Here is a 24,543-nt window from a genome sequence, read left to right on the forward strand (position 1 = left end):
AAGAGTCGCCCGGCAGGTCATGGCCAAATTCGTCTTCATCACCGGTGGTGTGGTGTCCAGCATTGGCAAGGGAATCGTGGCGGCGAGCCTCGGCCGGTTGCTGAAGTCGCGGGGCTACAACGTTTCGATTCTCAAGCTGGATCCCTACCTGAATGTGGATCCCGGGACGATGAGCCCGTTCCAGCATGGTGAGGTCTTCGTCACGGAAGACGGCGCCGAAACCGATCTCGACCTGGGCCATTACGAGCGCTTCACCGACACGGCGATGTCACGCCTGAACAGCGTGACCACCGGCTCGATCTACCAATCGGTGATCAACAAGGAGCGCCGCGGCGACTACAACGGCGGCACCGTTCAGGTGATTCCCCACATCACCGGCGAGATCCGCGAGCGCATCCACCGGGTTGCCTCCAACAGCAATGCCGATGTGGTGATCACGGAAATCGGCGGCACCGTGGGTGATATCGAATCACTGCCCTTCCTAGAAGCCATCCGTGAATTCCGGGAGGACGTGGGTCGCAACGACCTGGCCTACATCCACGTCACCCTGCTGCCCTTCATCGGCACCTCCGGCGAACTCAAAACCAAGCCCACACAGCACTCGGTCAAGGAACTGCGTTCGATCGGCATCCAGCCGGATGTGCTCGTCTGCCGCAGTGATCGCGACATCAGCGACGATCTCAAGCGGAAAATCGGCGGCTTCTGCGGGGTGCCCACCCGCGCCGTGATTCCCTCTCTGGATGCCGACAGCATCTATGCCGTGCCGCTGATCCTCGAGCAGGAGGGGCTGTGCCGTGAAGTGCTGGACGTGCTGAACCTGACCGACCATGACAGCGACATGGCGGCATGGGAACAACTGGTCAACAAGCTGCGCAATCCCGGCCCATCGGTGAAGGTTGCCCTGGTGGGCAAGTACGTGCAGCTGAACGACGCCTATCTCTCCGTCGTCGAAGCGCTGCAGCATGCCTGCATTGCCCAGGATGCCTCCCTCGACCTGCACTGGGTCTGCGCCGAACAGATTGAAGCCGACGGCGCCGATGCACTCCTACGCGGAATGGACGCCGTCGTCGTGCCCGGTGGCTTCGGCAACCGTGGCGTCGATGGAAAGATTGCAGCGATTCGCTGGGCCCGGGAACAACGGGTGCCCTTCCTTGGGCTCTGTCTTGGGATGCAAACCGCAGTGATCGAGTGGGCTCGCAACCAGGCCGGCCTCACCGAGGCCACCAGTGCTGAATTAAACGAAAACACGCCCCATCCCGTGATTCACCTGCTGCCGGAACAGCAGGACGTGGTCGACCTGGGCGGCACGATGCGCCTGGGGGTCTACCCCTGCAGGATTGCGCCGGGAACCCTCGCCCAGAGGCTCTACAGAGACGAGGTGGTCTATGAACGCCACCGCCACCGCTACGAATTCAACAACTCCTATCGCAATCTTTTCCTGGAATCCGGATATGTGGTGAGCGGCACGTCCCCGGATGGACGCCTGGTGGAGTTGATCGAACTGAAAGGGCATCCGTTCTTCACCGCCTGCCAGTACCACCCCGAATTCCTCTCCCGGCCTGGACAACCCCATCCGTTGTTCCGGGGATTGATCGAAGCGGCCCAACAACGCCTTCCGGATTCACCGGCTCAGGCCCTGCGTCAACAGGGGGACATTGCGATCCCATGAACCGAGTCGATGGCTGACTCCCAGCGTCTCCCGGTGGTGGAAACATTCCATTCCCTGCAGGGAGAAGGCCACCATGCCGGACGCAGTGCATTTTTCATTCGGCTCGCGGGCTGCACCGTGGGCTGTCCCTGGTGCGACACCAAGCACTCATGGCCGGCCCAAGGGCACCCTGAGCAGCCCGTCGATGCCTTGGCTGATGCCGCCCAGATGGCTGCTGAAGCCGGGGCCAGCTTCGTTGTGATCACCGGTGGAGAACCGTTGCATCACGATCTGCAGCACCTCACCCAGAGCCTCGATGCGCGATGCGGTCTCCCCCTGCATCTGGAAACCAGCGGGGTGGATCCACTCAGCGGACGCTTCGATTGGATCACCCTCTCGCCAAAACGCCACCGCCCCCCACGGCAAGAGCTTTTGCAGGCCTGCCATGAGCTCAAAGTTGTGGTGCATGGCCCGGAAGACATCAGCTTCGCTGCAGCCATGGCGTCCAAGTGCGAGGACGACACAGAGCGGCTGCTGCAGCCGGGCTGGGAGAGCAGCATCGGAGAAGCCCTGGCTGTGGAGCATGTGCGTCAACACGCTCAATGGCGCCTCAGCCTGCAAAGCCACAAATGGCTTGGAATCCGCTGAACGAGACCGTTGAGGGCAGGGTCTGCTCCACTACGTTGATGTTGAACAGAATTTGATCACCTGAGCCCATGACCTCAGTGGCCGTTCTGGGCACAGGCCTCCTCGGAACGGCGATCGCAACCCGATTGCTGGAGCAGGGTCTCAACGTCCACGTCTGGAATCGCGACCCCTCCCGCATCGTCTCCCTCGTGGAGAAGGGTGCAATAGCGATCGACGATCTGGGGCAAGCCGCCAAAAACAACAGAGTCGTGATCTCCGTTTTGCGTGACGGAGCAGCAACGGCATCCGTGATCGGCACGATTGGGGATCTGCAGAGCTCAACGGTGGTCCCGATGGGAACCATGGGAGTGGAGGAAAGCCGCAAGCTCGCCAGACAGGTTGCGGACCAAGGAGGGCGGTATTTGGAAGCCCCGGTGCTCGGCAGCAAACCACAGGCGCTGAACGGATCTCTACTAGTGATGGCCGGCGGCGAAGAGCAAGTCTTCGAAGAACAACGGCCACTCCTCTCTCATCTCTGCCAAGAGCCCCAGCTCGTGGGCCCCGTTGGCAGCGGCGCTGCCACCAAGCTGGCCCTCAATCAGTTGATCGCCAGCCTCACCCACAGCTTCTCCCTCTCCCTGCAACTGATTCAGCGGGCCGGCGTTCCTGTGGAAACGTTCATGGCCATCCTGCGGCCGTCAGCGCTCTACGCCCCCACCTTCGACAAGAAGCTGCAACGGATGCTGGATCACAGCTACACCGATCCCAACTTCAGCACCGCCCTGCTGCGCAAAGACCTGCGCCTGTTCCTGGAGGAGGCGACAACCGCTGGGCTCCAGGATCAGGGGTTGAGCGGTTTGCTGTCCCTGCTTGAACAAGCCAAGGGCACCGACCTTGATGAGCAGGACTACTGCGCCCTGCACGAACTCACGCTTCTGAGATGAGTCAACGCACTGCCATTGCGCTTCTCTCCGGAGGTTTGGATTCCGCCACCGCTGCGGCCCTTGCCCTTGAGCAAGGCGACCGCGTCATCGGCCTGTCCTTTGACTACGGCCAGCGCCATCGCCGCGAATTGGACGCCGCCGCTGCCGTTGCTGAGCAGCTTGGCTTGGCAGAGCATCACTGCATCAGCGTGAATCTGGCCAGCTGGGGGGGGTCAGCCCTCACCGACGCCAGCATCTCAATCCCCACCCATGGCGTGGAGGAAGGCCGCATTCCGCCCACCTACGTGCCCGGGCGCAACACCGTGTTCATCTCCATTGGCCTGAGCCTGGCGGAGGCTCGCGGAGCCGAGAGGTTGGTGCTGGGGGTGAATGCTGTCGATTACTCGGGGTATCCCGACTGCCGGCCCGACTACCTCAACGCCTTTCAGACCCTGGCCGACCTGGCCAGCAAAGCCGGTCGGGAGGGCCATGGCGCCCAACTCTGGGCACCGCTTGTGCAGTGGAGCAAGGTGCGCATCGTTGAGGAAGCCCTTCGCCTGGGTGTTCCGATCAAAACGACCTGGAGTTGCTACAGCGGCGGCACGCACCCCTGCGGCGTCTGCGACAGCTGCCGCATCCGTGATGCAGCGCTCCGCGAAGCAGGCCGGCCTGACCTCTGCAGTTCAACAGCGGCATGATCCGCCCCCAACGGCTTGAGCTGCCCTGGCAAGAGCCCCAAGCGCTCGCACACCAACTGGCCCATGCCTACGGCGAAGAAGGACTGGTCTGGCTGGATGGCGACGGCAGCAACCTGGGCCGATGGGCCACCCTGGCGGTGGCACCCCAGGAGATCATCTGCTGCCGCGGTCTCCCTGGAGAATCAGGAGCCCGCAATCCCTTCGAGGCACTGCGGGGGCTTGCCCCAGGGCATTGGTGCGGCTGGCTGAGCTATGAAGCCGCCGCCTGGGTGGAACCGGGAAACCCCTGGGCCAGCGACGGCATGGCCACGCTTTGGATCGCCCGCCACGATCCGGTGCTTCGCTTTGATCTCCAAAAGCGCAGGCTGTGGATCGAAGCCAGCAGCACGGCTGCTCTGGACCGCCTCACCCAACAGCTGGCCTCCAGCCCTGAGCAGCCCAAAGACGAGCCCCCATCAATCCCCCTGACGGCCTGGAGTCACCACACCACACCCGAGCAGTACGCCGCAGGAGTGCAGCGCATCCGTGATCTGATCGCTGCAGGTGATCTCTTCCAAGCCAATCTCACGGCCTGTTGCAGCACAGCGTGGCCCCAGGGAGGCAGTGCCCTCGAGCTGTTTCTCACCCTGAGGCAGGCCTGTCCTGCCCCCTTTGCAGGGCTGATCATCAGCGACCAGAACGAGGCGTTGCTGTCATCGTCCCCGGAGCGTTTTCTGCAGGTGAGTGCTGATGGAGCCGTACAAACCCGGCCGATCAAAGGCACCAGGCCGCGCCATGGCGACCCCGAACAGGATGCAAATCTCGCCGCGGAACTCGTGTGCAGCGACAAGGACCGGGCCGAGAACGTGATGATCGTCGACCTGCTGCGTAACGACCTCGGTCGTGCCTGCCAGCCGGGTTCAATTCAGGTTCCCCAACTGGTGGGGCTCGAAAGTTATGCCTCCGTGCATCACCTCACCTCAGTCGTGGAGGGACAACTTCAGACCGGATTGAGCTGGGTCCATCTTCTGGAAGCCAGTTGGCCTGGGGGGTCGATCAGCGGGGCGCCGAAACTGCGGGCCTGCCAACGTCTGCATGAGCTCGAGCCCACCAGCCGAGGGCCTTACTGCGGATCACTGCTGCGGATCGACTGGGATGGCAGCTTCGACAGCAACATTTTGATCCGATCCTTACTGCGTCAAGGCGACACCCTGCGGGCCCATGCCGGCTGCGGAATCGTCGCCGACTCGGATCCCCTTGGCGAAGCAGAGGAGTTGATGTGGAAGCTGCAGCCCTTGCTGGAGGCGCTGGCATGACCACAGCTGGCATGAGCAGCGCTATCGCCTGGATCGACGGCCAGTGGGGAACAGCAGCAAGCCTGCAGCTTCCCCTCAACGACCGCGCCCTGCTCCTGGCCGATGGCCTCTTTGAAACGGTGCTGATCCGCAACGGTGCACCGCAACTCCTGGAGGAGCACCTGCAGCGCTGGAGCGACAGTGCAGCTCTGCTGGGCATGGACCCGCCACCGCAGCGAGACGCGCTGGAGCCTCTGCTTGAAGATGCGATTCAACGCAGCCAACTGAGCGAAGCCCATGGAGCCCTGCGCCTCAACTGGAGCCGGGGCAGCTCGCCTCAGCGCGGAATCGGACTGCCGGCCCCAGGGCACCACCGCTTTTGGCTCACGCTCCAGGCCTGCACGCCAACATTTTCAGCCGTCACCACCATCACCAGTCGGCATGAGCGCCGCAACGCCTCCAGCCGCTTGAGCTGTTGCAAGACCTTTGCCTACGGGCAATCGATCCAGGCCCGCAGGGAAGCCCAGGAGCAAGGGGCCGACGACGCTCTGCTCTTGAACACGGCTGGAGCCCTGTGCTGCGGAACGGCGGCCAATCTGCTGGTCCGGCGTCGCGGACAGTGGCTAACACCGCCCCTCAACAGCGGCTGCCTCCCGGGGGTGATGCGGGGCCGTGCACTGGCCCAGGGCATCGCGGTGGAAACCGAGCTGGCGGCCACATTCGATACCGACGATCAGGCCGTTCTGATCAACAGCCTCAGCTGTCGACCGATCGCATCCCACAACGGTCAGCCCATGGCGACAACCACTGCTGCAGTGGAGCTCTGGCAATCCTTGCTGGATTGAGCCAGGGTCCAGCGATGGCCTAGATGCGAAGAATCCGGCGCACAGCCTCATCCCAACCGTTGGCATGGGGGGCTGCCGCCAGCTGGAAACGCCCGGCAACGATCCCGGAACGCAACGCGGGATGGGGGCCATCGGGCCCGGGCACCACAACAGCAATATCGGCCACCTCGAGCAACGGCAGATCGTTGGGGGAATCCCCCAAGGCCAAAACCTTCACCTGCTCAGCACCCAGATGTCGCTTCAGGGTGGCCAACGCCTTGCCTTTGCTGATGTCTGGGCCCAGCAGGTGACCCATGCGGTTGCCCTGCACCACCGTCAGGCCCATCCGCTGGACGAGGGCCTCAAGCCGGCGACGCCCCTCTGCCGAAGGCGGCACAAAAGGCACGCTGCAGCAGCGCCGCTGCGCCTGGCGCAAGGCTTCACCACCAAGCCCCAACAACCGCTGCCCTTCCGCCTCACTGAGTTCATCCAACGGACGCAGGGGCTCACCCAACTCGGCCTGAAGTCGCTGCAACTGAGGTTTCAGCGCCGTCCAATCCGGACCCAACGGCAGCTCCCAGGGTTCCCCTTCCGGAGTTTCCCCATGCACGGCGCCACCGTTTTCAACGATGTAAGGGTCATGCAGCCCCGCCTCGCAGCGAAAGCCGCGCACTTCCTCGGCCGTTTTGCTGGTGCAGGGAATCACCGGAATCCGGTGCTGTTGCAGCTGACGGATCAGATCCTTGGCCGGCGACCAGTCGTAGCTGTGATCCAGCAAGGTGCCATCGAGATCAGTCACCACCCACCACGCCGGCTCGACACTCGCGGTCATGGCTGAACCAACCAATGCACCGCATAAGGCTCTAGCGAATGCGACTGATGTGGTTCGAACACATGACCGCTCAGGCAATCGGCCCAGGGCTGGTTCAGATCACCACCCAGACCACTGAGGCGAAAGCTGAGGCGCGCTGCCGTGATGTTGTGAACAGCCACCAGCGTTTCCCCCCCACGGGAGCGCCGCAGGATGACGCAATCACTCCGGCCCTCGCTCAGCACCGTCATCGGGGCATCCGGGTGCAAGGCCGGATGAACAGCCCGTTCGGCCAAAGCCCGCCGCAGCGCCGGCAGCAGTGCGGAGACATCTGAATCGGGATCCGCCAGGCGGCGCTCCAGGGCCTGGGCCGTGAACTGGGGCCGATTCAGATCCCGGCGATGGCCCGTGCGACGAAAGCGGGTCAGATCATTGGGAGCCGCTAGCAACGCCGGCAGATAGAAAGCGGGGACCCCTGGCAAAGCCAGGACCAACAGTTGGGTGAGCAGGAAGCGCTCCCGTTGGAGATAGGTGGGATCAATCCCCCCATCCGCCATGGCACTCCACCAGCTGATGTTGATTTCGTAGGGAACTTCGTCGCCGGAACTCAGCATCCTGTGGCTGACCAGTCCACCCCGTTGCTCACAGCCGATCAACAGCTGCAGCAAGCGCTTCTGGGGCATCAGGCCCTCCAACGGCCGCAAACCGATGCCGTCATGACAGGCGGTGAAATTGAGCAACCCCGTTTGCGGCGGCAAGTCAGGCCAACGACTCAGCCAGGCATTGAGCAGATCGGCCCGACCACTGACGCTGGCCTCAAGCAGCAGAGGCGGCAGGGGAAAGTTGTAAGCGAGATGCGCTTCATCACCGCTCCTCAGATAGGAGAGGTTTTCTTGCTCCGGAACATTGGTCTCGGTGACCACAACGCCATCGGGTCCCACCTGATCGAGCAGCAGCCGCAGCACCCGAACCAGTTGATGGGCCTGCGGCAGGTGAATGCATGAGGTGTGGGGTTCCTTCCAGACAAAACCCACGGCATCCAGACGGATCCAACGCACCCCATGCCGGGCCATGCGTTGCATCAGCCGGGCAAAGCCCACCAGCACCTCCGCACTGCGCCAATTGAGATCCACCTGATCCGGGCCAAAGGTGGTCCAGACCTGACGCGCACCAACGGGGCCCCTCAATTGCGTGAACAGATTGGAACTGCGCGGACGAACCACATCTGCCCAGCAGAGATCAGGGGCTGCCTCGAGCACACAGGAGCGGCCGGGCTGCTCATCCCGCATGAACTGCTGCACCCAGGGGTGAGAAGCCGACACGTGATTCAGAACCAGATCGGCCATCAGCCGTCGGCCCTGGGCCAGGGCGGCGAGATCACGCCAATCCCCGAAACGCGGCTCGAGCGTGGTGTGGCTGGCCACCGCAAAACCGCCGTCACTGGTGGATTGCAGGAACGGCAGCACATGAATCACCGCTGCGAAGGGCTGCAGATGGAGATTCACAAACGTCTTCAACGCCTGAAGCCCAGGAAAACCCTGCTCACCAATGGTGTCGGCGTAGGTGATCAAGACCACATCTCCACCGTCCCAGCGATCGATGTGTTCTGCCATATCGCCATCTCCTGACGATTGGCTCAAGATCTGCAGCAATTGCGACGACAACTCCTTGCCATCCCCGGAAGAATCGGTCGGGTACAGATCGCCAAGCAGGGTCCGCAGCGTCTCGTCGCGCGGGGGCTGCATCACCTTCCTCCTCCAGATCTTTCAGGTATGGGGCAGGACACTGACCTCTGTTGTTGCATCGAACACCACATGGATTTTCAGCAGGGCCTGATCAGCACCGTCCATGACTACAGCTTGGGCAATCTCGATGCGGTTGCCTTCAACCGGGAGCTGAGTCAGCGACCCACAACCCTGCTGATCCCCTGCCTGATGGAGGAATTCAGCCGCCCGGCCCTCGGCCTGATTCGAGACACACTTTCGGGCCTGAAGGGACTCAACGAACTGGTGGTGGCATTGGCAGCCACGAGCGCCGAAGACGTCAAAGCGGCGGAAAAATTTTTCGAAGGGATGCCCTTCCCCGTTCGGGTGCACTGGACCAATGGCCCCGCCGTACGGGAGTTGCTCGAATCCGTCGGCGAACTGGGGCTCGACGTGACCGGACCACCAGGCAAGGGCTGGGCCGTCTGGCAGGGGCTCGGGGTGGCCTGCCAGAACGCTGAAGTTGTTGGCCTGTTCGATGCCGACATCAGAACCTTTGGATCGGCCTATCCAGAGCGCATGCTCCGCCCCCTGCTGGATCGGTCCCACGGCATTGCCTACGTGAAGGCGTTCTACAGCCGCCTTTCCCTCGAAACCCAAGCGCTTCAGGGCCGAGGCACTCGTCTGTTTGTTGGCCCACTGCTGGCCAGCCTGGAGCAGATTTTCGGACCTCTGCCCTACCTGTCGTACCTGCAGTCATTCCGTTACCCCCTGGCTGGTGAATTCGCCTTCACCACCGATTTGGCGATGAATCTGCGCATCCCATCGGACTGGGGGCTGGAGGTGGGCCTGCTGTCTGAGGTGTATCGCCATGTGGCCCCCAGCCGAATCGCTCAAGTAGATCTGGGGTTGTTCGACCACAAACACAAGGAGCTGGGCCAACAACCCAGCGAAGGCCTGCAGCGCATGGCGGGCGAAATTTTCGGCACGGTGTTGCGCGGCCTTATGGAACACGAAGGTTGCGTGATGTCGATGGATCAACTGCCGACCCTTGAGGTGCTGTATCGGCGAGTTGGCGAGGATCGCGTGAGGCAGTTCGGCCTGGATTCAGCCATCAACCGATTGCCTTACGACCGCCATGGCGAAGAACTGGCGGTTCAAAACTTCGCCGGCCTGCTGCGACCCGGTCTGGCCAAACTGATGCAGGCGCCGATCGCCCATCAGCTGCCGAGCTGGTCGCGACTGCGCAGTTGCAATTCAGCTCTTCAAGCTGATCTAGCCGCAGCAGGACAGGCAGATCGCACATCCTTGAAACGCCCGAATCACAATCCGCAACGCATCACCTCTGAGCTCGCTGCTTGAAGCCAACGCATTGAGCCTCAGCCCAGCTGCTCCAGCTGTCGCGTGATCCAAATTGTTGCAGCGCGCTGGGAATGCCACGCCTGAAGCAATTGCTTGGCCAACACCTGCAGCTGCTGTTGATCGATTGTTGATTCGATCGCGCGATTCATCCGCTCAACATCTAATTGCTGAGAAACACTCAAACCGATCGCTTTCTCCATTCTGCAATCCCCATGATCAACAAAGCAATCATGCAAAAAGTGGCGAAAAAGAAGTGTTTCAGCTGAAACGAAAGTGCCGTCATGTGTAATCATCAAAACCCTGAGCATCACCCGCCCCACCCAGACCTGTCCAAAATCGTGTTGATCGCTACCAAAGCGACCAACTCTGTATCAACTCATCTGTATCAAATCTAAAGGCGTGCTGATTCGGTGACTAATCAAACACTCCTCTTGTCTTAAGACCACGAGATTGGCATCATTCCAAATGCTCAAGATGATTGAGTGTGTTTACCAGAACGACACCAGCCGAATGGTGATCGTAAAATGCATTGGCGCCGACCACTTCTACCGAGAGAAGGTGGTGATGCCTAAAGAGGTCTTTTGGTTCGAAGCCCCCGAGGATGCGCGCCTGGAAATCTGGAAAATGTCGATGACAGGGCAGATGCTGCACGTGCGTGCCGACGTAAGCGATTACGCCATGAATGAAGAGCCTGCAACAGAATCTATCTGGGCCAGCTGAACTGACCCAGAAGAAGCCACCAGAAGCGAAGCTCTAAACGCTCAGGAACTGATCAACAACCGTCTGGCTGAGTTCACTGGTTGAGCCACTGGCAACAATGCCGCCCCGTTGCATCGCGTAATAGCGATCAGCCTGGCGAACGAAGTGGAGATGTTGCTCCACCAGCAACACTCCGATCCCGGTGTCGGCGATGATCCGCCGAACAGCAGCTTCAATATCCTGAACAATGTTGGGCTGAATGCCCTCCGTGGGCTCATCCAACAGCAGCAACTTTGGCTTGCCAAGCAACGCACGGGCTATGGCCAATTGTTGTTGCTGACCCCCACTCAAATCACCGCCCTTACGCGGTAGAAACTCCTGAAGGATCGGAAACAGCTCATACACAAATGGATCAATGTGGCGATGCCGGGCCAATCCATCCGGCAACGCCTCCATCCCCAAAAGCAAGTTTTCTTCCACCGTGAGCTGGGGGATGATCTCGCGACCTTGCGGCACATAACCAATCCCGGCCCGAGCCCGCTGATGCGGAGCTTGACGATCCAGCTGAGAACCATCAAACGCCATGGTTCCGGAGCGAGGGCGCAACAGACCGATCAGCGATTTCAACAGGGTGGTTTTACCCACACCATTGCGGCCGATCAGACAAACCATCTCCCCCGATTTCACGCTGAGATCAACATCCCGAAGAATGTGACTTTCACCGTAAAAGGTGTTGAGGCCTTGAATCTCCAGCAGGTTCGTCATTGGTTCTCCTCCTCAGTGGTGCCGAGATAAACCTCAATCACCCGGGGATCGGCCTGCACCTGATCCATCGTGCCCTCACAGAGGACATGGCCCTGGTGCAGCACCGTCACCGGACTTTCAAGCCGTCGAATGAATTCCATGTCGTGCTCAATCACCAGCACGGTGTGATCCCCGGCCAACGACTTGAGCAGATCCGCCGTCAGATCGGTCTCCTCATCCGTGAGCCCAGCCACCGGTTCATCCACCAGCAACAGGTCGGGATCCTGGCCCACAAGCATGGCGATCTCAAGCCACTGCTTCTGGCCGTGGGACAAGGACCCAGCAGCCCAATCGGCACGGTTCTGCAGATTGACGATGCTCATCAGGTGATGAACACGATCGCGCTGCTCCCCATTCAGGCCCCCCACCAGCAATGACCAGGGCTGCTTCGGCTGGCTCACCGCCAGAGCCAAGTTCTCCTGAACGCTGAGCTTCTCAAAAACACGAGGGCTCTGAAACTTGCGGCCAATGCCAAAGCGCGCGATGCGGTGCTCGCGCGTTCCCACTAAGGAGCGTCCTTTGAAAACCACATCCCCTTCCGTGGGAGCGGTCTTGCCGGTGATCACATCCAGGAACGTGGTCTTGCCGGCACCATTCGGGCCGATCACGGCGCGCAGCTCCCCAGGCTGAAGGCTGAGGTTGAGATCGCGCAGCGCCAAAAAGCCATCAAAACTGACGGTGATTTGGCGCAACTCCAATAAAGCCGTGCTCATGACTGAACCTCTTCCTGACCTTCAAGATCGAGACGTGGATAGGTCTCACTCCGACGGACAATGCCGAGTCGGTTGAGCCAGTTGCGAGGGCCATCGCCTCGGAACCAGCCAATGACGCCCTCCGGCAAGGCCGTCACCACGAGGATGAACAGGCCCCCTTGGATGAACAGCCAACTTTGGGGGAGAGCTTCGCTCACCAAACTCTTGGCGTAGTTGATGGCCACAGCGCCAAGGATCGCTCCCACGAGCGTGCCTCGACCGCCCACCGCAACCCAGATCACCATCTCAATCGAGAAGGGAACGGTCATGTACTGCGGCGAAACGATGCCGGACTGAACGGTGTAAAGCGCACCACCGATGCCTGCCAAACCACCGGCGATGGCGAAGACGATCGTCTTGAACAGGGTTGGGTTGTAACCGGCAAAGCGCAGTCGAGGTTCGTCATCGCGAATGGCGATCAACACGTCTCCAAACCGGCCCCGCACCACCCAGCGCAGAAACAGCCAGGCCAGGATCACCACCACAGAGGTCAACCAGAAGAACCCCCGCTGCATCTCCGGGGAACCCACCATCTGACCGAACAGCTGGGTCACATCGGTTTTAAGGCCGTTGGTGCCGTTAATCAGCTTCTGCTGGCCGTTGAAGAAATTGAAGAAAACAAGCAGGGCCGCCTGGGTGAGGATCGAGAAATAGACCCCCTTGATCCGGTTACGAAACACCAGGTTGCCGAGCACGGCAGCCAGCACGGCTGGAACCAGCCAGATCGCCACCAGGGTGAACAGCGGGGAATGGAACGGCTCCCAGAAGGCCGGCAACCGATCCACGCCGTAGAGGCTGAAGAACTCGGGAATGCCATTGGGCAGATCACCCGAGCTGTTGAGCTGCAGATACATCGCCACGGCGTAACCGCCGAGGGCAAAAAAGATGCCCTGGCCAAGGCTGAGCAACCCGGTGAAGCCCCAGATCAAATCGATACCCAGGGCAACGATCGCCAATGAAAGGAAGCGACCCAACAGATTCAGCCGAAACACCGGCAGAACAGCGGGCGCGGCAACGATGGCCGCAACGATCACCACCCAAAGGATGGTCAAAGGCAAACGGCGTTGTTGAAAGGCTTGGAACATCAGATCAGGCCTCCACCATGCGTCCTTTTTGCGGAAACAGACCCGCGGGACGGAATTGAAGGAACACCACGATTAGAGCGAACACCATCACCTGGGCCATGCTCGTGGTGGCGAAGAAATTCACCGCGCCGGCCAGGGGAGCTGGCATGTCAGGCCAGATCGTCAGCAGACGTCCAGCGCCGATCAAGTCGGTGAGCAGGCCAATGGCAAAGGACGCGAGCACGGTGCCCAAGAGGTTTCCGACGCCACCGAGCACCACCACCATGAAGCAGCCCACGATGTAGGAGCCGCCCACATTGGGGCCCACCGAACCCAGCAGGGAAACAGCAACCCCCGCCACACCGGCCAAACCGGAGCCGATGCCAAAGGTGAGCACATCAACGGTGTCGGTGGGGATGCCAAGGCAATCACTCATCGAACGGTTCTGGGTCACAGCACGAATGCGCATTCCCCACACGCTTTTGTTGAGGAACCACGTCACCCCAACCACCGCAACGATGGTGATCACGATGATCACCAGGCGCGGCACAGGAAAGGTGATGTCCATGAATTCGATCCCGCCGCGCATCCATTTGGGTGCCGTCACATCCACATTGCGGGAGGTGGCCCTGGCGATCCGACTGATTTGTGAGGCCAGGCCACCGGCCAGCAGCACACCGCCCAGGGTAGAAACAGCCCAACTCCCCGCACGCACCAAGCGAGCTCGAGGTCCCGAGAGGAGAGAGGAGGGAAGCAGCAGCGGTAGGCCAAAGCCAAGCACCAGCGCCAGGATCAGGCCGGCGGCGTGGGCAAGGGCAACACTCCGCACGAACTGCTGAAGAATCAAGCTGACGCCCCAGGTCGCGAGCAGGGTCTCCAGCGGGTTGCCGTAGAGCCGGCGAATCACGGTGCGTTCGAGCAAGATGCCGACCACACCGCTGACGATGAAGGCCAGGGGAAGCGCCACCAGCACGTAGGCGTTGTAAACCGGCTGCAGCGCAGGCAGCTTGAAGATCAGCTGCACCACGTAGGTGGTGTAGGCCCCAAGCATGATCAGCTCACCATGGGCGAGGTTGATCACGCCCATGAGGCCAAAGACAATGGCCAGTCCGAGGGCGGCCATCAGCAGCACCGAGCCGATGGCAACACCATTGAACAGGCTTTCGAGAAGCAGTTGCACGGACGTGTGAAACGAAGCGTTCAATGAAACGACGAAAGGAGGAGCCCGTCACCGGGCTCCTCCCTGAAGAGCAATCAGGCTGTGATCAGAAGATCAGAGCTTGTACTTCTCACCCTTGGCGGCGTCGGTCCAGTCGCAAGCGAAGCCCTTGGAGCTGGGCTCGAACTGGTTCCAGGCCTGAGGAGCCACGGGGCCATCGGTGGATTCGAGGATCTCGAACTGACCGTCAGCAGTGATCTGGCCGATGCGCACGGTCTGGGAGAGGTGGTGGTTGGGCATCACCTTCACAGGTCCCTGAGGCGCGTCGAACTCGATGCCGACCAGGGCCTCACGCACCTTGTCGTCGTCGAAGCTGTTGGCCTTCTCGACGGCCTTCTTCCACAGGTAGACCATGTTGTAGGCCGACTCCTGAGGGTCAGCGACCTGGCGGTCGGCGCCGTACTTGGCCTTGAAATCAGCTGCGAACTTCTTGGATGCCGGGGTGTCGATCGACATCATGTAGTTCCAAGCGCCGTAGTGGCCCTCCAGGAACTCAGAACCGATGGTGCTGATCTCCTCTTCCGCGATGGAATAGCTCATCACGTAGTAGCCGTTATCGGGGGTGATGCCGGCGTCCTGGATCTGCTTGAAGAAGGCGACGTTCTGGTCACCATTCAGGGTGTTGATGATCACACCGCCGTCAGGCAGGGCCTTCTTGATCTTGGCGATGATCGGAGCAACCTCTGTGTTGCCCAGGGGCAGGTAGTCCTCACCGACCACTTCGCCACCCAGGGACTTGAGCTGTTCCTTGGTGATGGTGTTGGAGGTGCGGGGGAAGACGTAGTCCGAACCCACGAGGAAGAAGGGCTTGCCAGCGGCAGGCGACTTCTCATACATGAACTTGGTGGCAGGCTCAGACTGCTGGTTCGGAGTGGCACCGGTGTAGAAGATGTTGTTGGAACACTCCTGACCCTCGTACTGAATCGGGTAGTAGAGGAAAGCGTTCTTCGACTCGTACACAGGGAGCATCGCCTTGCGGCTGGCGGAGGTCCAGCCACCGAAGACGACGGGCACCGCGTCCTGGTCGATCAGCTTCTTGGACTTCTCAGCGAAGGTGGGCCAATCGGAAGCACCGTCTTCGACGATGTACTCGATCTTGTATTTCTTGCCATCCACCTCAACGCCACCGGCGGCATTGATCTCATCGATCGCCATCTTCTCGGTGTCCACCAGGGTGGACTCGGAGATGGCCATGGTGCCGGTCAGCGAGTGCAGGATGCCGACGGTGACGCTGTCGTCGTAGTCAACGTTGGCAGCCTTGTCACCGCCACCACAGGCGGTCACGGCAAGACCCAGCGATGCCGCGGCCATGCCGGCGAAAAGGCGCTTGGAGAGAGGGGTGCTCATGGAATGAGAGGGCACTTAAAAGCTTGGACGCGCGAAACGCCCTGAAATTCGACCATCGCTACAGGCGGGGATTTGAAACGTAACAACGGGAACACTTTTGACCCCAAAAGCTTGTGTTTTCATGATTTTGGTAGCTGTTGCAACAGGAACTCCACCACCTGCTCCAGGCCTTCACCGCTGTGGAGATTGGTGAAACACCAGGGCCGGTCTCCCCGCATCCGCCGGGTGTCCTGTTCCATCACTGAAAGATCGGCACCGACCTGGGGAGCCAGGTCAATCTTGTTGATCACCAACAGGTCAGAGCGGGTGATGCCAGGCCCTCCTTTCCGGGGGATCTTGTCGCCGGCCGCCACGTCGATCACGTAGATGCAGAGATCCACCAGTTCCGGACTGAAGCTCGCCGCCAGGTTGTCGCCGCCGCTCTCAACCAGCACGAGATCGAGATTCGGAAACTGCGTCTCCAGCTCCGCCACGGCGGCTCTGTTGATCGAGCAGTCTTCGCGGATCGCCGTGTGAGGGCAACCACCGGTCTCCACGCCACGGATCCGCTCTGGATCCAGGGCACCCGCACGGGTGAGGAACTGGGCATCCTCCTGGGTGTAGATGTCGTTGGTGACCACCGCGAGCTGCAGGTTGTCGCGCAAGCGGCGACAGAGGGCCTCCACCAGTGCGGTCTTGCCGGATCCCACAGGACCCGCCACCCCCAGGCGCAGTTTGCTGCTCATCAGCTTCGAAACAGGCGTGAATACAGCTCAGCATGGGCAAGCTGAGCCATGCCCGCACCCACACCGCTGCTCCAGAGCTGCTGTGGATCGGCCGCCTGGAGCAGCTGCGCTTGGGAGGCAATCAGCGGCAGCAGCCGCTGTTGCAGCACCTGCGCTCGGGAGGGCCCCAACGGCAGCAGCCGCACCGAGGCACTGAGCTGATTGGCAACCCAGCCGTAGAGGTATCCCTCCACCATGTCTCCCCCTGGAACCGACAAGCCCACAGCGGCCCAGGCCCAGGCCGCCGGCCAACTCAGGGCAACCGGTTCAGGCAGGTCCTGACCCATGTCTGACATCAACTGCAGCAGCGACATCCCCATCTGACGCTGCTGGGCTCGCAGCTCCGCGGCCTCGCGGGTGGCCAACAGCCAACCATCCAGATCGATCAGGCGCCCCTTGGCCGCCGCATCGGCCTGGGTGGACCAACCCACAAGGGCCTCCGCCAGAGGCCTCAATGCCGCGGCCTCCAGCCGCACCGCGCCCCGTTGCAGTTCAGCCTCCAACCAAGCCTGGATGGCCTGCTCATCGGCGATGGAGCCGGCCTGAATCAACACCTCCAGCCCCTCTGAATAGCTGAAGGCACCCACGGGCAGGGCCGGGCTGACCAGTTGCAGCAACGCAAGCGAAGTCATCCGTGCTGATGACCTCCGTAGGCACCGCCTTCAGGGGCAAACGGCTGCAGACATCGGCTCACCGTCAAGCCACGCCCTTCCAGCATCGTGGCGAGAACGGAATCCTCCGGCAGCAACAGCTCCTGCTCATGCAGCTCCAGGGCGACATGGCGATTGCCCAGGTGATAAGCCGCCTGCAACAGCTCCAGGGGATGCGATCCCTGCACCCGCAGCAACGCCTCCGGCGCTGCCGCCACCTCCACAACGGTCGACCCGGACTGATCCCCCAGCAGATCACCGGGCTGGAGAGAACCCTCGCGGGGCAACTGCAGCAGCACCGGACGACCGCAGGAGGTGGTTCGACGGCCCCGCAGCACCGTGCGCTCTTCGGCCGTTAACGGCAACTGCAGGGTGGCCGTGGCACTGCTGTTCTGCAGGCGCTGCTCGAGCACGACCACCGCATCCGTCACCAGCAGCTCCTGTCCAGTTCCACAACGAAAGCGTGCCGATCAATCAGCAGCGCTTTGGTGTGCATTGCTACAGAGTTGAAGCCGGTGGCAGCGGAGCGTGAGGCCATGCAACGTCTCGATCCCTGGCACGGCCGCTGCGAGCTGCAGTTTCATGCCACCAACGGCAGCACCAAACACCAGGCGGGCTGCACGGCTCCGTTCAAGCTGCTTCGCAGTGAACGCGGTGAAGACGGACGCTGCGAGCTGCCGGTGCTGCACACCGCCGGAGGCCTGGTGGGCGGCGATCAACTCAGCCTGGACTTCAAGCTTGAGACCAACAGCCGGGGCCTGATCACCAGCGTGGCGGCGCAGAAGGTTTACGGGTCGATCGGCCGTAGCCGCCTGCAACCCGAGGGCTGCTTTGCCCATCAACAGGTGCGCTGCTCACTGGCCAGCGGCAGTGACTTCGAATGGCTACCGCAGGAACTGGTGCTGTACGCCGATGCCCTGTTCGAGCAGCAGCTTACGGTGACCCTGCCCCAGGACGCCTCCTTTCTAAGTGCAGAGATTGTGCGCCTGGGCCGAACCGCCGCCGGCGAAACCCTGCAGCAGGGACGGTGGCGCTCGAGCCTCACCATTCAGCGCCTCGGAGGCAACAGCCCAACCTGGGAGCTGGCGGATCGGGTGGAGCTCGGCGGCGCCAGCCTGGACAGCCCGCATGGACTGGGAGGCGAACCGGTGTTCGGAACACTGGTTTGGGCCGCACCGATGGCCATGGGTGCCGAAACAACAGCAGCACTGCTGGAGGGAGCGCGGGCCGACCGCGAAGGCCTGACGGGCAAAATGCGCTGCGGCGCCCTGAATCAGGGCCTGATTGCTCGCTATTCCGGTGAGTCGAGCCGTGATGCCCGCTTCTGGTTCAGCCGGATCTGGGAGCGAACGCGAACGATCCGGGGGCTGGCACGGCCTCGCATCCCCAGGGTCTGGCCCCTGCAGGAACAGCCTCTGCGCCGACAAACGTCCACTGTGAACGCTTTCGAGGCTGCAGCGGAGACACACTGAAGAAGACCGAGCTTCGCCATGCATCTCAGTCCCCAGGAAAAGGACAAGCTCCTGATCGTGACCGCGGCACTGCTTGCTGAGCGGCGCTTGAACCGTGGCCTGAAGCTCAACCACCCCGAAGCGGTGGCCTGGCTCAGTTTTCTGGTGCTGGAAGGCGCCCGTGACGGCAAGAGCGTGGCAGAGCTGATGCAGGAAGGCACCACCTGGCTGCGTCAGGACCAGGTGATGGAAGGCGTGCCCGAGCTTGTCCATGAGGTGCAGATCGAGGCCGTCTTCCCCGATGGCACCAAGCTCGTCACCCTGCACGACCCGATTCGCTGAGGCAGAACCCATGGCACCTCTCATTCCAGGCGAACTGCTCCCAGAACCGGGTGAACTGGAACTGAATGCAGGCCGTCCCGTCACCACGGTGAGTGTCTCCAACAGTGGCGATCGGCCGGTGCAGGTGGGCTCCCATTTCCATTTCGCCGAAGCCAATGCCGCCCTGCAGTTCGACCGGGCCGCAGCCCGCGGTCAACGGCTCGACATCCCCGCCGGCACCGCCATCCGCTTCGAACCTGGCGACAGCCGCGACGTGAACCTGATTCCCTTCGCCGGTGCGCGACGCGTCATCGGCTTCAACGGCCAGATCAACGGACCTCTCGACGCCTGACCCATGCCCTACCGCATCTCCCGCCAGGCCTACGCCCAGACCTACGGACCCACCACCGGCGACCGGGTTCGCCTGGCCGACACCGATCTGATCCTTGAAGTCGAGAAGGACTACACCGTCTACGGCGATGAGGTGAAGTTCGGCGGAGGCAAGGTGATCCGCGACGGCATGGGCCAGTCCCAGACCCCTCGCGCCGAGGGCGCCGTCGACACGGTGATCACCAATGCCCTGATCCTCGACTGGTGGGGCATCGTCAAAGCCGATGTCGGCCTCAAGGACGGCCGCATCGTCGGGATCGGCAAAGCCGGCAACCCCGACACCCAGGAAGGGGTGACGATCGTGGTGGGCCCCGGCACCGAAGCCATCGCCGGGGAAGGACACATCCTCACGGCCGGTGGCATCGACACCCACATCCACTTCATCTGCCCCCAGCAGATCGAAACGGCCCTGGCCAGCGGCGTCACCACCCTGATGGGCGGCGGCACCGGCCCAGCCACAGGCACCAACGCCACCACCTGCACCCCCGGCGCCTTCCACATCGGGCGGATGCTCCAGGCCGCTGAAGGCCTGCCGGTGAACCTCGGCTTCTTCGGCAAAGGCAATGCCAGCACCCCGGAAGCCCTGGAAGAACAGGTGCGCGCCGGCGCCTGCGGCCTGAAGCTGCACGAAGACTGGGGCACCACCCCCGCCACCATCGATGCCTGCCTGTCGGTGGCCGATCGGATGGATGTGCAGGTGTGCATCCACACCGACACTTTGAACGAAGCCGGCTTCGTGGAAGACACGATCGCCGCCATCAAGGGACGCACGATTCACACCTTCCACACCGAAGGCGCCGGAGGTGGCCATGCCCCGGACATCATCAAGATCTGCGGCGAGGCCAACGTGCTGCCCAGCAGCACCAACCCCACCCGGCCCTACACCCGCAACACGCTCGAGGAACACCTCGACATGCTGATGGTGTGCCACCACCTCGATCCGAAAATCCCTGAGGACGTGGCCTTCGCCGAATCACGGATCCGGCGCGAAACGATCGCCGCCGAAGACATCCTTCACGACCTGGGCGCCTTCTCAATCATTGCCAGCGACTCCCAGGCCATGGGCCGCGTGGGGGAGGTGATCACCCGCACCTTCCAGACCGCCCACAAGATGAAGGTGCAGCGTGGTGCATTGCCAGAAGACTCCGCACGCAACGACAACCACCGGCTGAAGCGTTACATCGCCAAGGTGACGATCAACCCAGCGTTGGCCCACGGCATCAGCAGCGAAGTGGGGTCGATCGAAACCGGCAAGCTCGCCGATTTAGTTCTTTGGAAGCCGGGCTTCTTCGGCATTCGCCCGGAACTGGTGGTGAAAGGCGGTTCGATCGTCTGGGCCCAGATGGGCGACGCCAACGCCTCGATTCCCACCCCAGGCCCGGTGCACGGCCGGCCGATGTTCGGCGCCTTCGGCAAGGCGCTTGCTCCCAGTTGTCTCACCTTCGTGAGCGAAGCGGCCATGGATGCCGACATCCAACGTCAGCTGGGGCTGGAGCGCACCTGCATGGCGGTGAAGGACACCCGCAGCGTGGGCAAGAGCGCCCTCAAGCTGAATTCAGCGCTGCCCAAGGTGAGCGTGGACCCGCAGACCTATGAGGTGTTCGCCGACGGTGAACTGCTCACCTGCGAGCCCGCCGAGGTGCTGCCCCTCGCCCAGCGCTACCTGCTGCTTTGAGCCCCACGCTGCTGGTGGTCCAACACGTGGACCACGAAGACGCCGCACTGGTGGGAGAGCTGGCGCGGCAGCGGGGCCTGACACTCGAGATCCTGCGGCCTGACCGGGGCGACCCACTGCCGGACCCCAGGGCGTGTGCCAACAGCATCGCCCTTGTGCTCGGTGGTCCGATGAGCGTGAACGATCGCGACCAACCGGGCATGGACTGGTTGCTGCAGGAACTGGACTGGTTAAGGGCCTGGCACCAGCAACGCCGACCGGTGCTAGGCATCTGCCTCGGGGCACAGCTCCTGGCTGTGGCTGCAGGGGGCAGCGTGCAACCGCTGCAGGTGGGAGCACCGCCGCAGCAGCTGAAGGAACTGGGGCTCAGCGCGATTCACTGGGTCGCGGACCCAAGTAACGAGGCCCTGCTCAAGGGGCAACCAAGCAGCAGCCTGGTGCTGCATTGGCATGGTGATCGCATCCACCTCCCGACTGATGCAACCCTGCTGGGTTCTTCACTGCATTGCGCCGAACAGGTGTTTCGGATCGGAGCCCACGCCATTGGCCTGCAATGCCACCTCGAGATCGACGGTGATGCGCTTGAGCGCTGGGTCGCCAATGACCACGACTACGTGGTGAGCGCCCTTGGAGCTGAAGGGCCCGATCGCCTGATCCGGGACTGGCGCAGGCTGGGCACCACGCTTCAGGAACAAGGCCGAAACTTCTTCAATGCTGTGCTCGATCAACTGATTGAGATCAGCCAAACCCACTAATTCCTACGCACAAAAATAAACAAAACCAAAAACTTTTCTGAAGAGGTATCAACCTGAACACCACCGCGGGATCTGCAAGAGTTTCAATATTTCTGTAGCAACAGCTACCGATCGTTCACTTCGCATCGCGCGAAGCGCACTTCGCCTCAGGCCATGGAACGGGGACCTGAGCTTGCTTCGAGGACCATCCAATGACCACCCTTCTCTATCGCGGGCATCAGTACCAGCAAAACAACGCCACTCAGGGCAAGCCCGGGGTGCAGCTCGTTTACCGCCGCAACGTGTACCAAGCCCGCCAGATCAACAACCACCGCACTCCGGTGCAGCTCGTTTACCGCGGCGTGGCCTACACGCGCTAGGCCAACTTCTCAATCCGTAGCAACTCGAACATTCCAGTTCCGAGAACTGAGGCGTAATAGACCCAGCTTCAGCAACGACGTTGGATCTCATCGCTTCTCGCCTCGACCAAGGCCTCGTGCAGGTGAATCCCTCCAGCGTGCACGGCGTGTTCTGGCTGCAGACCCACTTTCCGTCTCAGGAATGGGATGCCCTACTGTCTGGGCAGGCTGCCTTTGGCATGGACTGCATCGATGACTTGATCACTGATGCACGTCAGGCCGGCCTGAACGTGGAGTGGGAGGCATCCGTCCCCAGCTGAACACTCCGGAAATGAATTCCCTGAAAGCCCTGCACACGGCTGTGTTGCAGGGCTTTTTTAGTGGCGTGACCGATGGTGAATGCTCAAGCCACCAAACGGTTGAGCATCGGCAACTCAGACAGTTCATCCCTCCACTCCTGGGCCCAGAGGGCCTGACTGCGCTCATACACCTCCATCAACTGCTCCACGGCGCGCTCGTGAAAATCAACGCGCAGATCCAACAGAGGGAAAGCCGCTTCGCCGCTCACCTGCACCGCCGCTGACGTGCAGAAGGGAGAACGATGGTCACCGCCGGCCGCTTCCCCGGCCAGCAGAGCCAGCATCAGGCGGCGGCCCAGTTTCAAGCTGGGGTCGCTGGTGAGAAAGGCCTGCTCCATGGCTGCCAGCACGCCCTCATCCACCAAGCAATTGCCGGCAACAGAAAGATCACGCTGATGGCGATGCCCTGCCCAAGGGCCGCAATCCTGCCCCGTCCAACAGGCCGTACGACCGTCAAGATCGATCAGGTGAAACTGACGCCGGTCACGGTGCTGATCATCCGCAAGAAGGCTGGTGAGAACGCTCTCGGCATCCGAACTCTGCTCCAGGCGCTCAAGGCCACAAATCCCCAGATACGGATTGGTGTGAGCCTGGGTGGCGACGGCACCAACCCCGGCGCGGATGTGAGGCACGGTGGATCCAACGGCCAGATGAAAAGTGGCCACAGCAACACCAAAGCGACCGTTGCTGGGGTCCCGGGCCAGGATCGAAAAAGTCACGGCAGCTGACGGTCGAGCCGCAGCAACGTTTCCAGCAGCACCGCGGTCCCCGCCCAGCACTGCTCGTCACTGGTGAACTCTGCAGCGGAATGACTCAGGCCGCCCCGGCTGGGCACAAAAATCATGCCCATCGGCCAACGGCGGCCAACCTCCTGCGCGTCGTGGCTGGCGCGACTGGGGAGATGGCTGTGAGACAAGCCGAGATCGGCCGCGGCCTCCGCGATCGTGGCCATCACCACAGCATCAGCAGGGGTGGGATCAACACTGAACTGGGGGTCCACCGCGATCGGACAGCCCGTTTCAGCACCGATGTTCTCCACCTGCTGCATCAACTCCTCCACCAATTGATCGAGAACGGCCGGATCCACATCCCTAAGGTCAACCGTCAGGGCGACAGCACCAGGAACAACGTTGGCGGCATTGGGCCAAACCTCCAGTCGGCCCACCGTCGCCACAGGATCTCCGGGATGACGGGAGGCCATGGCCTCAACGGCAAGAACAATCCGCGAAGCCGCCACGAGAGCGTCCTGCCGCAACCCCATTGGTGTGGTGCCGGCGTGGTTGGCCTGGCCCTTCACATTGATGCTGAATCGACGCTGACCAACAACTCCCTCAACAACACCGATGGCATCGCCGCGTTGCTCGAGAACACCGCCTTGCTCAACATGCAACTCCAGGAAAGCGGCATAGGCCTCATCGGAGCGTCGCGCCGAGGCCAGGGAGGGCCAATGGCCGCCGATGCGCGCCAGGTTGTCCTGAATCGGCTGACCATTGCTGGTGGCATAACTCTCCGGGTCGTCGGAGGCCGTGCCCGCCAAGCCCTTGCAGCCCACCATGGTCGACTCCTCGTCGGCAAAGGCGATCAACTCGATGCCGTGCCGCAGGCGCAGGCCCTGGTCTTGAAGAGCGCGGCAGGCTTCCAGACCGGCCAACACCCCCAGGGCCCCATCAAAACGTCCACCGGTTGGAACCGTGTCGAGGTGCGACCCGGTCACCAACGCGGGGCGGTGGGGATCCAGGCCTTCCAGACGTCCGATCAAGTTGCCAGCGGCATCAACACGCACCTGCATGCCGAGCTGCTTCATCCAGTGGGCCAGCAACTCACGGCCCTGCACATCCTCCGGCGAGAACCCGCGTCGACAGACGCTCCCATCGGGCTTGGCACCAATACTGGCCAGCTGCTCAATCGTTGCAACCAAACGATCACGGTTTGGTCGCGCCGCAATCTTGACTGGCTCGACCCGCGATGCAGGGGTGGTCGGAGAAGCCGAGATGAGCGTGGGCAATGCCGTGACCTTCAGTTCAAAGGAACCAGTACCTTCACCTGAAAGGACCGATCGGCCTGTAGCTAGCGCAACGATTTAAC

The 24,543-nt window shown here is 61.9% G+C and carries 28 protein-coding genes; 15 read left to right on the forward strand and 13 right to left on the reverse strand.

Features of this window, described 5'->3' with window-relative positions:
• Positions 1 to 19 precede the first annotated feature (19 nt).
• The 6 genes from pyrG (at position 20) to NCN05_RS04450 (ending at position 6,015) form a co-directional block, all read left to right on the forward strand.
• Positions 20 to 1,669, forward strand: a complete 1,650-nt coding sequence (pyrG, locus tag NCN05_RS04425; protein WP_250397160.1) for a CTP synthase — start codon at positions 20 to 22, stop codon at positions 1,667 to 1,669.
• Between the two features lie 9 nt (positions 1,670 to 1,678).
• Complete coding sequence (locus NCN05_RS04430) at positions 1,679 to 2,296, forward strand: 7-carboxy-7-deazaguanine synthase QueE (protein WP_250397161.1); 618 nt, start codon at positions 1,679 to 1,681, stop codon at positions 2,294 to 2,296.
• Positions 2,297 to 2,364: 68 nt separating this feature from the next.
• Positions 2,365 to 3,219 carry an NAD(P)-dependent oxidoreductase gene (locus NCN05_RS04435; RefSeq protein ID WP_250397162.1) on the forward strand — a complete coding sequence of 285 codons (855 nt, stop codon included), beginning with the start codon at positions 2,365 to 2,367 and terminating at the stop codon, positions 3,217 to 3,219.
• On the forward strand, positions 3,216 to 3,896 hold the full coding sequence (gene queC, locus NCN05_RS04440; RefSeq protein WP_250397163.1) for a 7-cyano-7-deazaguanine synthase QueC: 681 nt from the start codon (positions 3,216 to 3,218) through the stop codon (positions 3,894 to 3,896). Before NCN05_RS04435 ends, queC begins: the two co-directional genes overlap by 4 nt.
• Positions 3,893 to 5,191: an anthranilate synthase component I family protein gene (locus NCN05_RS04445; RefSeq protein WP_250397164.1), complete on the forward strand. Its 1,299-nt coding sequence runs from the start codon at positions 3,893 to 3,895 to the stop codon at positions 5,189 to 5,191. Before queC ends, NCN05_RS04445 begins: the two co-directional genes overlap by 4 nt.
• A gap of 11 nt (positions 5,192 to 5,202) precedes the next feature.
• Positions 5,203 to 6,015: an aminotransferase class IV gene (locus NCN05_RS04450; protein ID WP_250397165.1), complete on the forward strand. Its 813-nt coding sequence runs from the start codon at positions 5,203 to 5,205 to the stop codon at positions 6,013 to 6,015.
• Positions 6,016 to 6,034: 19 nt separating this feature from the next.
• Here NCN05_RS04450 and NCN05_RS04455 read toward each other — a convergent pair whose 3' ends face one another.
• Complete coding sequence (locus tag NCN05_RS04455; protein ID WP_250397166.1) at positions 6,035 to 6,826, reverse strand: HAD-IIB family hydrolase; 792 nt, start codon at positions 6,824 to 6,826, stop codon at positions 6,035 to 6,037.
• Positions 6,823 to 8,550 (reverse strand): alpha-amylase family glycosyl hydrolase, encoded by a 1,728-nt coding sequence (locus tag NCN05_RS04460; RefSeq protein ID WP_250397167.1) that lies wholly within the window; start codon positions 8,548 to 8,550, stop codon positions 6,823 to 6,825. The genes NCN05_RS04455 and NCN05_RS04460 overlap by 4 nt, the downstream gene beginning before the upstream one ends.
• A 69-nt stretch (positions 8,551 to 8,619) precedes the next feature.
• On the opposite strand from NCN05_RS04460, the gene NCN05_RS04465 reads away from it, so the two are divergent.
• Positions 8,620 to 9,870 carry a glycosyltransferase family protein gene (locus NCN05_RS04465; protein WP_250397239.1) on the forward strand — a complete coding sequence of 417 codons (1,251 nt, stop codon included), beginning with the start codon at positions 8,620 to 8,622 and terminating at the stop codon, positions 9,868 to 9,870.
• Positions 9,871 to 9,887: 17 nt separating this feature from the next.
• On the opposite strand, the gene NCN05_RS04470 is transcribed toward NCN05_RS04465, so the two are convergent.
• Entirely contained in the window at positions 9,888 to 10,178 is a 291-nt protein-coding gene (locus tag NCN05_RS04470) for a hypothetical protein (RefSeq protein WP_250397168.1), read from the reverse strand.
• Between the two features lie 166 nt (positions 10,179 to 10,344).
• On the opposite strand from NCN05_RS04470, the gene NCN05_RS04475 reads away from it, so the two are divergent.
• Positions 10,345 to 10,590, forward strand: coding sequence for a DUF1830 domain-containing protein (locus NCN05_RS04475; RefSeq protein ID WP_250397169.1), 246 nt, complete (start codon positions 10,345 to 10,347; stop codon positions 10,588 to 10,590).
• A gap of 33 nt (positions 10,591 to 10,623) precedes the next feature.
• Here the strand turns inward: NCN05_RS04475 and urtE are convergent, their stop codons facing one another.
• The 8 genes from urtE to ureE form a co-directional block, all read right to left on the reverse strand.
• Positions 10,624 to 11,334 carry an urea ABC transporter ATP-binding subunit UrtE gene (urtE, locus tag NCN05_RS04480; protein ID WP_250397170.1) on the reverse strand — a complete coding sequence of 237 codons (711 nt, stop codon included), beginning with the start codon at positions 11,332 to 11,334 and terminating at the stop codon, positions 10,624 to 10,626.
• Positions 11,331 to 12,086 carry an urea ABC transporter ATP-binding protein UrtD gene (gene urtD, locus NCN05_RS04485; RefSeq protein ID WP_115131364.1) on the reverse strand — a complete coding sequence of 252 codons (756 nt, stop codon included), beginning with the start codon at positions 12,084 to 12,086 and terminating at the stop codon, positions 11,331 to 11,333. Before urtD ends, urtE begins: the two co-directional genes overlap by 4 nt.
• On the reverse strand, positions 12,083 to 13,210 hold the full coding sequence (urtC, locus tag NCN05_RS04490; protein WP_250397171.1) for an urea ABC transporter permease subunit UrtC: 1,128 nt from the start codon (positions 13,208 to 13,210) through the stop codon (positions 12,083 to 12,085). The genes urtD and urtC overlap by 4 nt, the downstream gene beginning before the upstream one ends.
• A gap of 4 nt (positions 13,211 to 13,214) precedes the next feature.
• Positions 13,215 to 14,369: an ABC transporter permease subunit gene (locus NCN05_RS04495; protein WP_250397172.1), complete on the reverse strand. Its 1,155-nt coding sequence runs from the start codon at positions 14,367 to 14,369 to the stop codon at positions 13,215 to 13,217.
• Between the two features lie 93 nt (positions 14,370 to 14,462).
• The gene (gene urtA / locus NCN05_RS04500; RefSeq protein WP_250397173.1) at positions 14,463 to 15,755 is read right to left on the reverse strand and encodes an urea ABC transporter substrate-binding protein; all 1,293 of its coding nucleotides are present in this window, start codon (positions 15,753 to 15,755) and stop codon (positions 14,463 to 14,465) included.
• Positions 15,756 to 15,874: 119 nt separating this feature from the next.
• The gene (gene ureG, locus NCN05_RS04505) at positions 15,875 to 16,480 is read right to left on the reverse strand and encodes an urease accessory protein UreG (RefSeq protein WP_250397174.1); all 606 of its coding nucleotides are present in this window, start codon (positions 16,478 to 16,480) and stop codon (positions 15,875 to 15,877) included.
• Positions 16,480 to 17,151, reverse strand: coding sequence for an urease accessory protein UreF (locus NCN05_RS04510; protein ID WP_250397175.1), 672 nt, complete (start codon positions 17,149 to 17,151; stop codon positions 16,480 to 16,482). Before NCN05_RS04510 ends, ureG begins: the two co-directional genes overlap by 1 nt.
• The gene (ureE, locus tag NCN05_RS04515) at positions 17,148 to 17,600 is read right to left on the reverse strand and encodes an urease accessory protein UreE (protein WP_250397176.1); all 453 of its coding nucleotides are present in this window, start codon (positions 17,598 to 17,600) and stop codon (positions 17,148 to 17,150) included. The genes NCN05_RS04510 and ureE overlap by 4 nt, the downstream gene beginning before the upstream one ends.
• Positions 17,601 to 17,705: 105 nt before the next feature.
• On the opposite strand from ureE, the gene NCN05_RS04520 reads away from it, so the two are divergent.
• The 7 genes from NCN05_RS04520 (at position 17,706) to NCN05_RS04550 (ending at position 22,419) form a co-directional block, all read left to right on the forward strand.
• Entirely contained in the window at positions 17,706 to 18,641 is a 936-nt protein-coding gene (locus NCN05_RS04520) for an urease accessory protein UreD (RefSeq protein ID WP_250397240.1), read from the forward strand.
• A gap of 18 nt (positions 18,642 to 18,659) precedes the next feature.
• Positions 18,660 to 18,962, forward strand: coding sequence for an urease subunit gamma (locus NCN05_RS04525; protein ID WP_006851427.1), 303 nt, complete (start codon positions 18,660 to 18,662; stop codon positions 18,960 to 18,962).
• A gap of 10 nt (positions 18,963 to 18,972) precedes the next feature.
• Positions 18,973 to 19,293, forward strand: coding sequence for an urease subunit beta (locus tag NCN05_RS04530; RefSeq protein ID WP_186498340.1), 321 nt, complete (start codon positions 18,973 to 18,975; stop codon positions 19,291 to 19,293).
• A gap of 3 nt (positions 19,294 to 19,296) precedes the next feature.
• Positions 19,297 to 21,006 (forward strand): urease subunit alpha, encoded by a 1,710-nt coding sequence (gene ureC / locus NCN05_RS04535; protein ID WP_250397177.1) that lies wholly within the window; start codon positions 19,297 to 19,299, stop codon positions 21,004 to 21,006.
• A 14-nt stretch (positions 21,007 to 21,020) separates the two neighbouring features.
• Complete coding sequence (locus NCN05_RS04540) at positions 21,021 to 21,761, forward strand: type 1 glutamine amidotransferase (protein WP_250397178.1); 741 nt, start codon at positions 21,021 to 21,023, stop codon at positions 21,759 to 21,761.
• A 191-nt stretch (positions 21,762 to 21,952) separates the two neighbouring features.
• Complete coding sequence (locus NCN05_RS04545; protein ID WP_250397179.1) at positions 21,953 to 22,120, forward strand: DUF4278 domain-containing protein; 168 nt, start codon at positions 21,953 to 21,955, stop codon at positions 22,118 to 22,120.
• 80 nt (positions 22,121 to 22,200) lie between these two features.
• Positions 22,201 to 22,419 carry a hypothetical protein gene (locus NCN05_RS04550; protein WP_186494123.1) on the forward strand — a complete coding sequence of 73 codons (219 nt, stop codon included), beginning with the start codon at positions 22,201 to 22,203 and terminating at the stop codon, positions 22,417 to 22,419.
• An 83-nt stretch (positions 22,420 to 22,502) separates the two neighbouring features.
• Here the strand turns inward: NCN05_RS04550 and NCN05_RS04555 are convergent, their stop codons facing one another.
• Together NCN05_RS04555 and NCN05_RS04560 are read right to left on the reverse strand one after the other, a co-directional pair.
• Positions 22,503 to 23,177, reverse strand: a complete 675-nt coding sequence (locus NCN05_RS04555) for a DUF1028 domain-containing protein (protein ID WP_250397180.1) — start codon at positions 23,175 to 23,177, stop codon at positions 22,503 to 22,505.
• Entirely contained in the window at positions 23,174 to 24,463 is a 1,290-nt protein-coding gene (locus NCN05_RS04560) for a Zn-dependent hydrolase (protein ID WP_250397181.1), read from the reverse strand. Before NCN05_RS04560 ends, NCN05_RS04555 begins: the two co-directional genes overlap by 4 nt.
• Positions 24,464 to 24,543 lie beyond the last annotated feature (80 nt).

This window comes from Synechococcus sp. MU1651 (assembly GCF_023630635.1).
In the GTDB taxonomy this organism is placed as follows: Bacteria; Cyanobacteriota; Cyanobacteriia; order PCC-6307; family Cyanobiaceae; genus Parasynechococcus.

What these genes read in the sequence shown, in the direction of transcription:
- NCN05_RS04475 (WP_250397169.1), top strand. Translation starts at nt 10,345, where the DNA reads ATGATTGAGTGTGTTTACCAGAACGACACCAGCCGAATGGTGATCGTA.
- NCN05_RS04525 (WP_006851427.1), top strand. Translation starts at nt 18,660, where the DNA reads ATGCATCTCAGTCCCCAGGAAAAGGACAAGCTCCTGATCGTGACCGCG.
- ureG (WP_250397174.1), bottom strand. Translation starts at nt 16,480, where the DNA reads ATGAGCAGCAAACTGCGCCTGGGGGTGGCGGGTCCTGTGGGATCCGGC.
- urtE (WP_250397170.1), bottom strand. Translation starts at nt 11,334, where the DNA reads ATGACGAACCTGCTGGAGATTCAAGGCCTCAACACCTTTTACGGTGAA.
- urtC (WP_250397171.1), bottom strand. Translation starts at nt 13,210, where the DNA reads ATGTTCCAAGCCTTTCAACAACGCCGTTTGCCTTTGACCATCCTTTGG.
- urtA (WP_250397173.1), bottom strand. Translation starts at nt 15,755, where the DNA reads ATGAGCACCCCTCTCTCCAAGCGCCTTTTCGCCGGCATGGCCGCGGCA.
- NCN05_RS04450 (WP_250397165.1), top strand. Translation starts at nt 5,203, where the DNA reads ATGAGCAGCGCTATCGCCTGGATCGACGGCCAGTGGGGAACAGCAGCA.
- NCN05_RS04460 (WP_250397167.1), bottom strand. Translation starts at nt 8,550, where the DNA reads ATGCAGCCCCCGCGCGACGAGACGCTGCGGACCCTGCTTGGCGATCTG.
- NCN05_RS04465 (WP_250397239.1), top strand. Translation starts at nt 8,620, where the DNA reads ATGGATTTTCAGCAGGGCCTGATCAGCACCGTCCATGACTACAGCTTG.
- ureC (WP_250397177.1), top strand. Translation starts at nt 19,297, where the DNA reads ATGCCCTACCGCATCTCCCGCCAGGCCTACGCCCAGACCTACGGACCC.
- NCN05_RS04455 (WP_250397166.1), bottom strand. Translation starts at nt 6,826, where the DNA reads ATGACCGCGAGTGTCGAGCCGGCGTGGTGGGTGGTGACTGATCTCGAT.
- NCN05_RS04520 (WP_250397240.1), top strand. Translation starts at nt 17,706, where the DNA reads ATGCAACGTCTCGATCCCTGGCACGGCCGCTGCGAGCTGCAGTTTCAT.
- urtD (WP_115131364.1), bottom strand. Translation starts at nt 12,086, where the DNA reads ATGAGCACGGCTTTATTGGAGTTGCGCCAAATCACCGTCAGTTTTGAT.
- NCN05_RS04445 (WP_250397164.1), top strand. Translation starts at nt 3,893, where the DNA reads ATGATCCGCCCCCAACGGCTTGAGCTGCCCTGGCAAGAGCCCCAAGCG.
- NCN05_RS04530 (WP_186498340.1), top strand. Translation starts at nt 18,973, where the DNA reads ATGGCACCTCTCATTCCAGGCGAACTGCTCCCAGAACCGGGTGAACTG.
- NCN05_RS04430 (WP_250397161.1), top strand. Translation starts at nt 1,679, where the DNA reads ATGGCTGACTCCCAGCGTCTCCCGGTGGTGGAAACATTCCATTCCCTG.
- pyrG (WP_250397160.1), top strand. Translation starts at nt 20, where the DNA reads ATGGCCAAATTCGTCTTCATCACCGGTGGTGTGGTGTCCAGCATTGGC.
- queC (WP_250397163.1), top strand. Translation starts at nt 3,216, where the DNA reads ATGAGTCAACGCACTGCCATTGCGCTTCTCTCCGGAGGTTTGGATTCC.
- NCN05_RS04435 (WP_250397162.1), top strand. Translation starts at nt 2,365, where the DNA reads ATGACCTCAGTGGCCGTTCTGGGCACAGGCCTCCTCGGAACGGCGATC.
- NCN05_RS04545 (WP_250397179.1), top strand. Translation starts at nt 21,953, where the DNA reads ATGACCACCCTTCTCTATCGCGGGCATCAGTACCAGCAAAACAACGCC.
- NCN05_RS04470 (WP_250397168.1), bottom strand. Translation starts at nt 10,178, where the DNA reads ATGCTCAGGGTTTTGATGATTACACATGACGGCACTTTCGTTTCAGCT.
- NCN05_RS04510 (WP_250397175.1), bottom strand. Translation starts at nt 17,151, where the DNA reads ATGACTTCGCTTGCGTTGCTGCAACTGGTCAGCCCGGCCCTGCCCGTG.